This window comes from Neobacillus drentensis (assembly GCF_036962125.1).
In the GTDB taxonomy this organism is placed as follows: Bacteria; Bacillota; Bacilli; order Bacillales; family Cytobacillaceae; genus Neobacillus; species Neobacillus drentensis_B.
This window is the reverse complement of the sequence record NZ_JBALOA010000024.1, coordinates 1-13807: the sequence shown is the minus strand read 5'-3', so window position 1 is coordinate 13807 and position 13807 is coordinate 1. Positions and strand designations below refer to the sequence as shown.

Annotated in this window: 17 protein-coding genes; 13 read left to right on the top strand and 4 right to left on the bottom strand. The window is 39.2% G+C overall.

Annotated features, from left to right (window positions below):
* Positions 1–74: 74 nt before the first annotated feature.
* The 3 genes from V7121_RS19390 to V7121_RS19380 are packed head-to-tail and all read left to right on the top strand — an operon-like array spanning position 75 to position 1639.
* Entirely contained in the window at positions 75–785 is a 711-nt protein-coding gene (locus tag V7121_RS19390) for a helix-turn-helix transcriptional regulator (protein WP_335497473.1), read from the top strand.
* The gene (gene folE / locus V7121_RS19385) at positions 785–1423 is read left to right on the top strand and encodes a GTP cyclohydrolase I FolE (RefSeq protein ID WP_335497475.1); all 639 of its coding nucleotides are present in this window, start codon (positions 785–787) and stop codon (positions 1421–1423) included. The genes V7121_RS19390 and folE overlap by 1 nt, the downstream gene beginning before the upstream one ends.
* Positions 1424–1438: 15 nt before the next feature.
* Positions 1439–1639, top strand: coding sequence for a CDGSH iron-sulfur domain-containing protein (locus V7121_RS19380; RefSeq protein WP_335497476.1), 201 nt, complete (start codon positions 1439–1441; stop codon positions 1637–1639).
* Between the two features lie 113 nt (positions 1640–1752).
* On the opposite strand, the gene V7121_RS19375 is transcribed toward V7121_RS19380, so the two are convergent.
* Entirely contained in the window at positions 1753–2442 is a 690-nt protein-coding gene (locus V7121_RS19375; RefSeq protein WP_335497478.1) for a diphthine--ammonia ligase, read from the bottom strand.
* A 229-nt stretch (positions 2443–2671) separates the two neighbouring features.
* Between V7121_RS19375 and V7121_RS19370 the strand changes: the two genes are divergently transcribed.
* The 8 genes from V7121_RS19370 (at position 2672) to V7121_RS19335 (ending at position 11023) form a co-directional block, all read left to right on the top strand.
* Entirely contained in the window at positions 2672–4051 is a 1380-nt protein-coding gene (locus V7121_RS19370) for a sigma-54 interaction domain-containing protein (protein WP_335547509.1), read from the top strand.
* A gap of 306 nt (positions 4052–4357) precedes the next feature.
* Positions 4358–5464 carry an iron-containing alcohol dehydrogenase family protein gene (locus tag V7121_RS19365; RefSeq protein WP_335547507.1) on the top strand — a complete coding sequence of 369 codons (1107 nt, stop codon included), beginning with the start codon at positions 4358–4360 and terminating at the stop codon, positions 5462–5464.
* A gap of 65 nt (positions 5465–5529) precedes the next feature.
* Positions 5530–6522, top strand: a complete 993-nt coding sequence (locus tag V7121_RS19360; protein WP_335547506.1) for an ABC transporter substrate-binding protein — start codon at positions 5530–5532, stop codon at positions 6520–6522.
* A 118-nt stretch (positions 6523–6640) separates the two neighbouring features.
* Entirely contained in the window at positions 6641–7438 is a 798-nt protein-coding gene (locus V7121_RS19355) for an ABC transporter permease (RefSeq protein WP_335547504.1), read from the top strand.
* A complete protein-coding gene (locus V7121_RS19350; RefSeq protein ID WP_335547502.1) occupies positions 7439–8278 on the top strand; it encodes an ABC transporter ATP-binding protein in 840 nt (279 codons plus the stop codon).
* Between the two features lie 46 nt (positions 8279–8324).
* Positions 8325–9647, top strand: a complete 1323-nt coding sequence (locus V7121_RS19345; protein ID WP_335497489.1) for an aspartate aminotransferase family protein — start codon at positions 8325–8327, stop codon at positions 9645–9647.
* Positions 9648–9822: 175 nt separating this feature from the next.
* Positions 9823–10383, top strand: coding sequence for a class I SAM-dependent methyltransferase (locus V7121_RS19340; RefSeq protein WP_335547500.1), 561 nt, complete (start codon positions 9823–9825; stop codon positions 10381–10383).
* A gap of 46 nt (positions 10384–10429) precedes the next feature.
* Positions 10430–11023 carry a class I SAM-dependent methyltransferase gene (locus V7121_RS19335; RefSeq protein WP_335497494.1) on the top strand — a complete coding sequence of 198 codons (594 nt, stop codon included), beginning with the start codon at positions 10430–10432 and terminating at the stop codon, positions 11021–11023.
* Between the two features lie 52 nt (positions 11024–11075).
* On the opposite strand, the gene V7121_RS19330 is transcribed toward V7121_RS19335, so the two are convergent.
* On the bottom strand, positions 11076–11369 hold the full coding sequence (locus V7121_RS19330; RefSeq protein ID WP_335497495.1) for a hypothetical protein: 294 nt from the start codon (positions 11367–11369) through the stop codon (positions 11076–11078).
* A 157-nt stretch (positions 11370–11526) separates the two neighbouring features.
* Between V7121_RS19330 and V7121_RS19325 the strand changes: the two genes are divergently transcribed.
* On the top strand, positions 11527–12033 hold the full coding sequence (locus V7121_RS19325; protein WP_335547497.1) for a hypothetical protein: 507 nt from the start codon (positions 11527–11529) through the stop codon (positions 12031–12033).
* A 19-nt stretch (positions 12034–12052) separates the two neighbouring features.
* Positions 12053–12775 (top strand): DUF2161 domain-containing phosphodiesterase, encoded by a 723-nt coding sequence (locus tag V7121_RS19320; RefSeq protein ID WP_335547496.1) that lies wholly within the window; start codon positions 12053–12055, stop codon positions 12773–12775.
* Positions 12776–12815: 40 nt separating this feature from the next.
* Here the strand turns inward: V7121_RS19320 and V7121_RS19315 are convergent, their stop codons facing one another.
* Complete coding sequence (locus V7121_RS19315; protein WP_335547493.1) at positions 12816–13625, bottom strand: cytochrome c oxidase assembly protein; 810 nt, start codon at positions 13623–13625, stop codon at positions 12816–12818.
* A partial coding sequence (locus V7121_RS19310; protein WP_335547491.1) for a DUF2243 domain-containing protein occupies positions 13612–13807 on the bottom strand: 196 nt, incomplete at its 5' end. The genes V7121_RS19315 and V7121_RS19310, both read right to left, overlap by 14 nt.

Sequence of the window (13807 nt, the reverse complement as noted above, 5' to 3'; positions counted from 1 at the left end):
TCAATAAAAAACTTGAACTATTCGAAAACTTCCTGAATATACATTTAAGAAAGATGGTTCAAGGAGGGGAGATCTTGAGTTTTCAGGCCGAACATTTATCAGAACCAAGAAGAAGAATTGTTCGTGCGATTAAAACTAACGGCGCTTCTTCTATGAGTGAACTTGCCTCCAAATTAGACATTTCTGCAGAGGCAGTTCGGCAGCACCTCCTCCATTTAGAAAAAGATGGCTGGGTTATACGGATTACTGAAAAGCAGAATGGAATTGGTCGCCCGCATATCCGTTATCAATTAACGACAGCTGGGGAACATCTCTTTGAAAAAAACTATGATCACCTAACGATTGAAGTTCTTGACACGTTGGTCAATCATCTTGGTATGAATGCACTTAAAGCTATGCTTAGCGCGATGATTGATGAAAGGATCCGTGAATGGGAACCAAAATTGCAGGGGCTTACTACAATTGAAAGATTAATAGTTCTTAAAAATTTTTATGCAAAAGATGACGATTATATGGAAGTTGTCAAAAAGGGTAAAGATTATTACCTGATTGAGCGCAATTGCCCCTTTCATAATGTTGCTCTCAAGCGTCCCATCCTGTGCAGTGTAACTAGTTCAGTCTTTACCCAATTGCTTGGATGTAAGGTCGTAAGGGAGCTACGACTTCAGAATGGTGATGGCTGCTGTGCTTTTCGTGTTCAACTAGATCAGCAAGTGGGTCCGAACACCCCTTGTTTAATCATCGAGGATGAACCCTCCAATATCATGTCAAAGGATGATGTGTAATGACAAGTGATCAATTACTTTTATTATCAAAGAAGTTCCCCAGTTTGTTTAAACCCCATGCAGAGGATAACCACCGGAATTTAATGGATGTAAATTTATTTACCTCGGCGATTAGACAATTAATTAAGCTGTGTGGAGATGACCCTGATCGAGATGGCTTGCAAGATACTCCTTTTAGGGTATTGAAAGCATTCCTTGAATACACGGAAGGTTATCATGAAGATCCGAAACTCCACCTCGAAAAGACGTTTGATATCGAACATAAGGGGCTAATTTTAGTAAAAGAAATTGAATTCTTTTCAATGTGTGAACATCATTTTTCTCCATTTTTTGGCGTTGCCCATGTAGGTTATCTTCCTAAAGAGAAAATCACGGGTTTATCGAAAATCGGCCGTATGGTGGATGGGTATGCGAAACGATTTCAGGTGCAAGAGCGACTCACTTCGCAGATAGCTGCGGCCATGGAAGAGGTTTTAGAGCCAGAGGGAACTTTGGTCGTAGTGGAAGCCAAGCATATGTGTATGTGCAGCCGTGGGACGAAAAAATCTTCCACGTTTACCACCACTACTAGCATTAACGGGGTATTTGAAACACACGCGGATTTACGTTCTGAATTTTTTTCATTAATCAAAAACTAAGGAGATGTGATAATAATGGATAATCAAATTAAAATTAATGATAATGGCCCGCTGGAAGTAAGTGGTGAATTTCAGATTAAGGATGCAGCTGGAAATGAGTATCCTAAAAAGGCAAAAGTTTATTTATGCCGTTGTGGGCTCTCCAACAAAAAGCCGTTCTGTGATGGTTCCCATAAAAAAGGCAGATTTGAAAGCAGTCCAAGAGCTTCTGAATAAAATAGGGTGTCAGACTAAATTGAAAAGATTTTTTCAAACGATATGCTTAAAAAGAAAGAGAGAATCAGTTTAAAGCTGATTCTCTCTTTTTGGTTACAAGGAAGTTTGTTGGATTATAATTGGGATTCTTTTTTAATAAGACAATAACTCTTAAATTCTAGTTTCTTTGTTGTTTCCAGCTGGATTAATTCTCCATTTTCCAGCTGGATTTTTTTCGAAAATAGTGGTCCATCATAGACAAAAGTATGATATTCACCCGCTTCTCCCATCGGACAAATCATAGTCTTTTGGACATCTTGAAGGAAGGATTCATCGATGATTCTACCCAACCAGGTGTCATCTAATAGAACTTCTCTTACACGAATCACGATTGCTTCATAACCCGATTGGACAAATTTACCTAAAGATTGTAAGGCGTCTTCCTTTTTCATCCATAATGGATACAATGCCTCGACATCTGCAGCGGCTGCCACTTTTTCTCCCCACTCCCGATGTTCATCTAGATACAAATCTCCGTAAGCAATTCCAGTAATATTGAATTGATTTTTCAAGGATTGTACTGCTTTGATAAATTGACTTGTATAGTTTTCGTATGTACATTCGATAAAATGAACAGGTAAGTTTAATGCCTCACCTTGTAGTTTAATCATTTCCGTTCGCTCACCATGTCCAAATGTGCGTCCAAGTTCTTTAGGAACAGTTGTAACCAAACAAACTACTTCAAACCCCTGCGATACTAGGGTATCTAAAGCCATACAACAATCCTTCCCGCCACTCCAAGATAAAGCAATTCTATTATTCAAGATTCATCATCCTCAATTTATATAATATTGCTAGTTTAACATAAAAGAAGTCAACTGAGCCCAAACAATTATGAAAGACCTTTAGTATACAAAATCGAATAATTTATTCAAAAAAGTATAAATTTTATAAATTATCTGATATAACTGTACTATCAAGAAGTTTACCAAGTTTTCTATTCAAAATTGAATAATATGGTGCTTTGACTAAGTTCTAGAAAGGAGGGGTATGGTGAGTGATGAAAAAAAAGATTGGAATGAAAATGAAGCCATTTTGCACTCATTACAAGACGATATTTTAGTCACCGATACAGATGGGATTATTTTAAAAGTTAGCGAAGCAACTGAAGGAATTTACAATATGAAGTCCAATGAAATGGTCGGTCGTTCGGTGTATGAACTTGAAAAAGAAGGGGTTTTTACGCCGATTTTGACACCATTGGTTATTAAAGAAAAAAAGAAAATCACCCTTGTTCAAACAACTAATAAGGGAGAAAAGTTACTTGTTACGGGGATTCCTGTATTTGATTCTAACAATCAATTAGTGCGGATTGTCAGTTATTCACATGACGTTACCGAGTTACTGAACATGAAAAAATACTTAACAGACATTGAAGACGAAATGGAACGAGTGAAAAGTGAACTGGAAATGCTCAGAAATCTTCAATTTGATTCAGATGGAATGATCGCAACGAGTACAGAAATGAAAAAAGTCCTCCAGCTTGCCCTGCAAGTGGCGGAGATTGATGTCAATGTATTGCTGCTGGGCGAAACCGGGGTTGGAAAATCACATATTGCGAAATTCATTCATAAAAAAAGTTCTCGCAAAGCCGGCCCGTTTATCGAGGTGAACTGTGGCGCAATCCCTGAGGCTTTGTTTGAGGCCGAATTTTTCGGGTATGAGTCAGGGGCATTCACTGGTGCGAATTCAAAAGGGAAGATCGGACTAGCGGAGCTTGCAGAGGGCGGGACATTATTTTTGGATGAAATTGGTGAGTTATCGTTAACCAATCAAGTGAAAATCCTCAAATTCATTCAGGAAAAGCAATATTATCGTGTGGGGGGAACGAAGCTTCGAACGGTTGATTTCCGAATTCTAGCCGCAACAAACAGAGATTTAGAGAAAGCTGTAGAAGAAAAAACCTTTAGACATGACCTCTACTTCCGTTTAAATGTTGTACCCGTCACTATCCCACCGTTAAGAAAGCGCTCAACCGATATTATCCCGTTAATTGAATACTTTTTAACGTATTTTTCAAAAAAGTATCACCGTGAACGAAGCCTTGATGAAGGTGTTTTGCATCTGTTATTAACACAAGAGTGGAAAGGAAATGTCCGTGAATTAATCAATTTAATTGAAAGACTGGTAGTCACTTCCCCGAAACAACTGATTGAAATCGAAAACGTCCCTCTACATTTTCGCAAGTCTTATACAGATGAGACATTTGTCGATGATAAAAGCCGTACCTTAAATGAAATTCTTGAAAGTGTTGAAAAGCAAGTGTTAGTAAAAGCAAGGAAACAATATAAAACGACCATCCATATGGCACAAGCTTTAGGGGTAAGTCAACCTTCTGTGTTTAGAAAACTCGAAAAATACGGAATTGATTAAAATTGGCACAGAACTTGCACTATTTCTAGTATGTGAGTTGGCAACCAAAGGAACTCCCAATGGATCGAAATCCTTTATGAAAGGAGGGAAATACGCAAGTTTGAAATCGATCGTTGATTATATTTATACAGGAATAATAAATGGAAATATCTTTAAATAACGTTTCTGATGCATTTTTATTTTTAATTTTGTATATTCATTTGATTATGGAATATTTAGAAAATATATTGACATAAAATAGACAAGTATTTATATTTAAAGAATATTATTCATTTTTAAATAATTTTCGGGGATTCGGAGGGTAATATGAAAGTAACGGTGGGACCAGCTCAATATATTAGAAATAAGAGTTTACTAGAAGATGCGGGAAGCTACATAAAAAAGTTTGGAAAAACAGCCGCTCTGATTGGTGGCCAAATTAGTAGAGGTCTGGTAGAAGATTCATTAAGAAAGAGTTTGACAGAGCATGAGATTTTATTAAAACAATCGCTTTGGTATGGGGGAGAATCATCTCAAGCGAATATCGATCGATTAACAGCTGAATTAAAAGATGCCAATGTTGATGTTCTTATTACGACGGGTGGAGGCAAATCCATTGATACAGTTAAAGCGGTTGCCTATCAACTGAACAAACCGTTAGTTGCTATCCCAACCATCGCTGCAACCTGTGCAGCAGCTACGCCGATTGCCATTCTTTATAGCGATGATGGGGAATTTATTGGGATTGAACGAAAGTCCAAGGCACCTGATTTAGTCTTGGTAGATTCGGAAATCATCACGAAGGCACCGGTACGCTTTTTAATCGCGGGAATTGGAGATACATTGGCTAAATGGTTTGAGACCCAAGCCTCTGTGAAAAAAGCGGTCCCTAACATCTTAAATCAGACGGCTGTTGCGATCGCAGGAAAGGTGTATCAAACCCTGCTTCAAATTGGCAAAAATGCTGTCACGTCTGTTCAAACCCAAACAGTGACAAAAGAGTTAGAGGATGTCATTGATACGATTATTTTAGTCAGTGGCAGTGTCAGCGGATATGGTGGGGATGACTGCCGAACAGCCGGGGCCCATGCTATCTATTCAGGGTTAACGATTTTTCCTGAAGTTCACGAAACCTATCATGGGGAAATTGTTGCCTTTGGGATTCTTGCCCAGTTGTGTATGGAAAATACAAGTGAGGATGAACTGAAAACGTTAATTGGTTATTACCAGGAAGTTGGGCTTCCTTTTACTTTAAGACAAATGGGAATAACAAACTTAACTGAAAGTCAGTGGCAGAAGCTTGGTGAATTTACCGTTACCATTGAAGAAATGGCGAATATGCCATTTGAGGTTACACCACAAATGGTGATTGATGCCGTTCGTCAGGCCGACGAATTAGGAAATGGGATGTTAAGTGAAATTCCTGCGGTCTAAGTAATTAAAGATTGAATCTATGAAAATATGTTTACAGATGTATATAAAATAAGGGGGAAAATAAGATGAAAAAATGGTTATTGGTAGTTTGTTCGCTCATGTTATTATTCGCACTGGCGGCATGTGGGAAAAGGGAACCGGCAAGTAGTTCACAGGCTGGAAAGTCGTCTGAACCATTAAAGGTAACCCTGCCAACCTGGACAGGATATGGTCCGTTATTTTTAGCAAAGGAAAAGGGTTTTTTCAAAAAGAATGGAATTGATGTTGATCTTTCGATTGTTGAGGGATTAGGTGAGCGTAAACAAGCATTAGCTAGTGGGAAAATCGATGGAATGGCAACCGCGCTTGATGTGCAAGTTTCCTTGGCCGCTTCTGAAATTCCTGTTCAAGTGGTTTGGTTATTGGATGATTCTTACGGCGGAGATGGGATCCTCGTAAAAAAGGGAATTAATAGTGTGAAAGATTTAAAGGGCAAGCAAGTTGCCTTTGAAGTGGGTTCAACCAGTCATATGTTAGCATTGCAAGCTTTAAAGCAAGGCGGATTAACAGAAGCAGATGTTAAGGTTGTTCAAATGTCTGCAGGTGATGCAGGTGCTGCTTTTGCCGCTGGTAAAGTGGATGCCGCTGTTACATGGGAGCCTTGGTTATCAAAAGGAGCACAAGCTAACGGAAAAATTTTGTTAACAACCAAAGATTTATCAGGAATCATTGTCGATACGGTTAGCTTTAAAGAAGATGTGATCAAGAATCGCCCGAAAGATGTTCAAGCTTTTGTAAAAGCGATGGGTGAAGCAATGACTTACTGGAAAGACCATGAAAAAGAAGCCGACGAAATCATGGCTAAAGGTTTGAATATTGACGTTAAGGAATTTGAAGGTACAGTCACTGGTTTGAAATTCTTCTCCAAAGAGGATAACGAAAAGTTATTTGGAACTGAAAGCGCAAAAGGTTCGATCTATCAATCTACAGAAAATGCGATTTCATTTTACAAGGAACAAAAACTACTTAAAACAGAGCCAAAAGCAGAGGATATCATTAATCCGAGTTTCCAAAAGTAATACCTTTTAAGTTAGTTTTAGGATTCACATTGGTCAGCCTGACTCATGAGATGCTTTTGGCCCTCATCAGTTAGGCTTTTTTACAAAATAGACGCAAAAAGAAAATAGGTGAGAAAAATTGATCGCAAAATTGTTTATTCCTAATAAGGAAATCCCAAAATTATTTTATACGTCTGCGGGCTTTATCACATTTATTATTTTTCTATTAGTTTGGTCTGTACTCAGTTATGGGCAACTTGTTAATCCGTTATTCTTACCCTCTCCATCTGCTGTTTTAAAGACAGCGGTTGATATGTTTGTTAATGGTGACATTCTTTCTGATATTGGGATCAGTTTTACCAGGGTTCTTTTCGGTTTTCTTGCCGCTGCCATTATTGGGATTCCATTAGGGATCTTAATGGGTTCCCTCCGGATTATGGAGGGTGCATTTGAACCAATTATTGGATTCATTCGCTATATGCCGGCATCTGCGTTTATTCCACTCCTTATTCTATGGATTGGTCTGGGTGAGACAGAAAAGATGAGTGTTATTTTCCTTGGAACGTTTTTTCAATTGACGTTGATGATTATGGACGTCACCAAGAATGTTCAAAATGATTTAGTGGATGTTTCCTACACCCTGGGAGCAAAAAAGGCCCAAGTGTTTACAAAGGTAATCCTACCTGCCTCTTTACCAGGAATTGTTGATACGCTTCGAATCACCTTCGGCTGGGCGTGGACCTATTTAGTGGTCGCTGAAATTGTTGGTGCTTCCAGTGGCTTAGGGTATATGATCATGCAGGCCTCACGTTTTCTACAGCCAGATAAAATCATCGTAGGCATCTTGATTATTGGGTTGTTGGGGCTGATTACAGATATTCTCTTTAAAGCCATTTACAAGGCTTCATTTTCTTGGATGAGAAAGGATGGTTTCTAGATGGTAACGCCTCAATTGCAAGTTAAAGAAAGAGAAATAATAGTTGAACCTAAAATAGTATCAAGCACCCCCAAGTTAGAAATTAATGAAGTAGGAAAAGTCTTTAAAACCAAAAAAGGGGAAACGACTGCCTTAGAAAAAACCACCTTTTCGATTGCGGAAGGCGAATTTGTTACGATTTTAGGGCCTTCAGGCTGTGGGAAGTCGACCGTTTTACGGATTGTTGCAGGTTTAGAAGAGGCAACTTCCGGCCAAGTCCTTCTTGATGGCCAGGAAATCCATGGACCTGGACCGGATCGCGGGATGGTATTTCAATCCTATACATTATTTCCTTGGTTATCCGTGAAGGACAATATTACCTTTGGTTTAAAGCTTAAGGGTGTTGCTCAAAAAGAAAGAAACGATATCGCCGGGCACTATCTGCAATTAATTGGCTTAGAGGGATTTGAAAATCATTTCCCGATTCAATTATCGGGCGGGATGAAACAGCGCGTTGCGATTGCCAGGGCATTAGCAAACGACCCGAAAATATTATTAATGGATGAACCATTCGGAGCATTAGATGCCCAAACACGGAACATTATGCAGGAAGTCCTCTTAAAAGCATGGGAAGAGTCCAAAAAGACGATTTTATTTATTACCCATGATGTCGACGAATCGATCTTTTTAGCAGATTCGGTATATGTGATGACGGCACGACCAGGACGTTTAAAGAAAAAGATCCCGATTGCCTTGGAAAGACCTAGGGATTTTAGTGTGAAAGCTACCGTCGAGTTCGCGGAATACAAAGAAGAATTATTGTCGCTGATTCGAGATGAAAGTCTGAAGGCGATTAAATAGAGAATAGTTCAATACAGATTGGGATTACAAATACGGAGGTCAAAGTATGGAGAACAAATGGGATCACTTGGTGAAAAATATGCCAAATCGCCTGGCACCGAGCATGGCAAAGGATCATCCAAATCTACCAGTGGTAAAAGAGGAAGGCTGTTATTATTTTGGGGTGGACGGAAAGAAATATCTTGATTTCACGTCTGGGATAGCAGTAACAAATGTCGGACACCGACATCCTAAGGTGGTCCAAGCGATTAAAGATGCTGCCGATGGCTTGATGCACGGTCCATCTGGTGTAATTATGTATGAGTCCATTTTACGATTAGCTGATGAACTCGCCGAAATTTTACCTGGCGATTTAGATTGCTTTTTCTTTGCCAATAGTGGGACAGAAGCAATTGAGGGTGCTCTTAAACTAGCAAAATATGTGACGAAACGTCCGTATGTCATTTCCTTTACCGGCTGTTTCCATGGCCGTTCGTTAGGGGCATTAAGTGTTACTACCTCAAAAAGTAAATATCGAAAATTCATTCAGCCATCGGGCCTAACTTATCAAGTTCCTTATGCGAATGTGAAAGAATGTCCAGAAGGCATGGATCCAGAGACCTATGTGATTGAGAAATTAGAAAAAGATTTCGCGTCATTATTTAGTCATCAAGTCACACCTGAAGAGGTAGCCTGTGTTATTTTAGAACCGGTACTCGGTGAAGGCGGTTATATTGTACCGCCGAAGGGCTGGTTAAAAAAGGTTCGTGAAATCTGTGACCGCCATAATATTTTGCTGATTTTTGATGAAGTTCAAACGGGATTCGGCCGCACAGGTCAATGGTTCGCAGCCCAAACCTTTGATGTAACCCCGGATATTATGGCAATTGCCAAAGGAATTGCCAATGGTCTGCCGCTTAGCGCTACAGTTTCTTCCGCTGAATTAATGAAACAATGGCCATTAGGCAGTCATGGGACAACATTTGGCGGGAACCCGATTGCATGTTCAGTCGGATTGGCTACGTTAGAAGTAATGAAAGAGGAAAACCTGCTTGAAAATACTAGGAATATGGGGAGTTATGCTGTTCAGGAGCTAGAAAAAATCAAAGAACGACACCCTGTAATCGGGAGCATCCGCTCGGTGGGCTTAATGATTGGGATTGAAATCATTGACCCAGTGACAGGTGGACCGAATGGAGAAGGATTGTTAAAAATCCTTGACCTCGCGCTTGAAAAAGGTGTTTTATTCTATCTCTGTGGAAATCATGGGGAAGTCATTCGGATGATTCCTCCGTTAATCGTGACAAAGGAACAAATAGATGAAGGACTTCGTATGTTGGATGAAGCATTGTCGGAGTATGAAGCGACATTGATGCAGCCAGCAAAATAATTAGTGCAGCACCGGTCACCATTTTCCTCGAATGGTGGCCACTTTTTGTTTCGTCACTTTCAATACATTTGTAACGACTATTATGGACATTTTCAATAGGATGTTGTACGTTTTAGATTGAAGTTGTTCTATCTTTATAGGTATCCATTAAGAGCAATATTGAGGAGTTTGTAAAATGGACAGTAAAACGAAATGGAATGCGAAATATAAGGAACGCATGAATAACATGATGGAACCAGTACCAAATCCCAGGTTGAAAAATCAGTTTGCCTATCTCAATGGAGGAATTGCACTGGATCTTGCTTGTGGTCTCGGGGGAAATAGTCTGTTCCTTGCAGGCATGAACTATCAAGTCGAGTCCCTTGATATTTCGGATGTTGCGATCAATTATCTTTACGAATATGCTACAAAGAATCATCTCAATATTCAACCTCGGGTATGTGATCTTACCGATTTGAATCATCTTAACTTGCTAAACCATTCTTTTGACCTCGTTGTCATTTCATATTATCTGGATCGCTCTCTTTTTCCGATGGTGAAGGAGATCATTAAAGACAGGGGCTTTCTATTTATGGAAACCTTCTATCATGTGCCTCAGACGGAGAATGAAGGGGTATCTGCACAACATAAACTTCAGCCCCATGAGCTTAAAATAGTATTTGGAGATTGGAAGATTCTCTTTTTTGAAGAAAATGAACAAGAGGGACGGCAAACGGTCTTTTGTCAAAAGCAATAAAAATTTTGAAAAATTGATTTTGGTTTTCTATTTGGAGTTGAAAATTTTGAGTCGTTTATTTGCAAACTGGTATGACTTTTTTATGAATCCATTAGAAAAAAAGAAGTTTAAGAGGATTCGAAAGGAACTTCTTTCACAGGCAACAGGAAATGTCCTTGAATTGGGCTCGGGTACAGGCATTAATTTTCCTTTCTATAATGTAGCTGCAACAGTGACTGCAATCGAACCGAGTCAGTATATGATTGAGCAATCATTTTCTAAACAGAAGCAAGCAGTGATTCCCATCGAAATCGTTCAGGCAAGTGCGGAAGAACTGCCTTTTGCAGCGAATACTTTCGATACAGTTGTGGCAACTCTTGTATTTTGTACAATCCCAAATCCGGAGAAAGCGATCTTAGAAATGAAGCGAGTCTGTAAGCCTGAGGGAAAAATTCTTTTATTTGAGCATGTGAAGATGCAAAATCAGTTTTTATCTTCCCTCCAGGATTGGTTAACGCCTGTTTGGAAAAAAATCTGTGATGGCTGCTGTTTGAACAGGGATACCATCGACTTACTAAGTTCGCATGATATCTCAATTACGGAGGTACAAAAGTATTACCGTGATTTATTTGTTTTTGCTGAGGCCGTAAATAAAAAGTAAAATGCCAGGATGGGTAAATCATCCTGGCATTATACTTGGTAAAACTCTCGCATTAATCCTTAACTTCAACATGTCCATTTTCATCAATCTCAATGGTTGTATAGCTTTTAAAAACATCGATGTTGGTGATTTCATGCTGAACCACACTGGCGAAGCTTTCCATATATGGCTTGTAGACCTCAGGATCTTTTACGAGATGATAGAAATTTACACGTCTTCCGTCTTTCATATCGGTCATTCTTAGTAAAAATCGATCGCCATATTGCCCTTTAAACCAATCTCTTGCTTCCTCATGACTAGTGAATTTAGGCAGTTGGTTCGGATCAATCGTAAAATCTTGATTCATTGACTTAGTCACCTCTTTCCAATAAATAGCCACTACTAATATTCCCCAATGACATAAAAATTATCTTAAAAATACAACGGTCTCACGATATTATGGTAAATTTAAATTAAATAGATGCATTACTATAGATGAAACAACTGTTATGGAGGATAGGTTAATGGTCGTTGTAAAATCAGTCACAATCGATGGTGAAGGTATTCATATTTTTAGAAGCGCAATCTACATTTTTGAATCGAGTTCGGGCCTTACGTTAGAATTGGATTTGATTGTCAGTGAGATTGCTATAAAGAAATATAAAACGATTGAAAACCTAATTGTTGAGATAGAATTAGAAGATGGTAGAATGATCCATTCGATTATGCATGTAAAAATTCTAACAGGCGGATTGCCACAGCTTAACTTATTCTGTGGAATCGATGATCTTCATGAATATGAGGATTTCAATCGGGTAAATGAAAATGATGCGTGGTTTTCGAACTTAGAAGAGGGAATCACAATCGAAGATATAAGAAAAGTCGAAATGCCGAATGAGGATGTTAGTCTAAAATTAAACCTGCCAATTGACCAAGTGGAATGGTTAAAAAAGCAAAAAAAGAAAAGTCTAAATGAAATTTTTCAAAAATTGATATATGACTTTTGGAAGAATCAAGACCTTAAAAAATAACAGGGATTTGTGAGCGCAAATGAATGAAACAAAAATGCTGCAAGAAAGAGATTTATATAAACCCATTCAGACCTATTTTGTCCGTGAAGGGTACCAGGTTTATGGGGAAGTGAAAGACTGTGATATTGTTGCGGTCAAAGATGAGCAGGTAGTTATTATCGAATTAAAACTGAACTTAACTGTGGATTTACTTATACAGGCAGCCAAACGACAGCGAATGACAGATCAAGTTTATGTGGCGATTCCGAAACCCAAACATCGTTTGAATTCGAAACAATGGATAGACAAATGCCATTTGATTCGCAGGCTGGAACTGGGATTAATTGTTGTTTCGAGTCCCGGAAAACGCGGCAAAGCGGAAATTATTTTCGAGCCCACTCCCTTTCAGCGCAGGAAAAACAAACTAAAGCTTGGGTCTATTCTGAAGGAAATTAACGGAAGAAGTGCCGACTACAATGTGGGCGGCAGTAATCGGACCAAGATTATGACAGCTTATAAAGAAAATTGTATCCAAATTGCCAGTTATCTTGAGAATTTAGGTCCCTTATCACCGCGGAAATTAATCCAATTGGGTTCAGGAAAGAACACTTCATCCATCCTTACAAAAAACTATTATGGCTGGTTTGACCGAATTAAACGAGGTACTTATGTCATAACTGAGAAGGGGATAGAAGAAATTAAGGAATATCCAGAGTTGGTGGATTATTATTTAAATAGTTTAGAGGAAGAGAAAAGTATGTAATCAGACAAGGGCTGCCCCAAGAGTTTTAGGGACAGTCTTTTCAATTACCCATTTTGTGATAATCGGCAAATGTTCGTGGCCGCGAATCTTTGTACCATTGATAACAAAGGATTGTAATTAGCATCAGTTCAATCACATCACCACCATAGTACATAAGCAATCCGCCCGTTTTGGCTTGGTTAATCGGAACTCCCAATGGAGGATGAGCATAAATATATTTTGACAAGATGCTATGGCATGCCAAGGCGAGGATCAGTACAATTGACCGATAGAGAAATCCCGTCCGGTGGGGCTGTGGGTCCGCATATATAAAGGCCCCTGTGAAAAAATAGCCTGCGAGGAAAACATGCAGGTGAACTAAAATATGAAGCCATCCATTATGATGCATGGTTTGAAATAGACTCGTCAGATAAAGAATCCACAGGCCGCCAACATTAAGGAGAGAGACGATTATTGGATGGCAAAGCAATCGAAGGGGTTTACTTTTTAGAATACTGATTAACATCCGAGCTTGCTTTACCTCCATTGTTCTAAGGAGCAGAGTCATTGGGCGTGCAAGAACCATTAAAAGTGGTGCAAGCATCCCGAGCAGGAGGTGGCCGAGCATATGCGCCGTAAAATCTTGATGTGAACGAGCTGCGAGTGGCCCGGCAACCGTAATTATTGTACAAGAAATACCAGCAATCCATAAGAACAGCCGATGTAATGGCCATGTTTTCCTCCGCCGTTTTGTTATGACAAAAGCGATGAGATAAATAACTAAAGCCAGGATAAACGGCAGCGATAAAATCAGTTGGGGAACCAATAGATTGAGCCCTGTATCAAGTTTAATATGATTATTTAGGAGCATTGTTCTCTGTTACTCCTGTTTGTTTAGATTTGGTACCGGTACGAACGAGGAGAACGATGCCGATAAAAATCATTAAGATAGAAGTTATATACCAAACCAAATCGTAGGGTAGGATGTTTACTTGGTAGCGAATTTGGTGTAATCTCATCCATTTATGTTGGATGGTTCCATCGTATAATTGG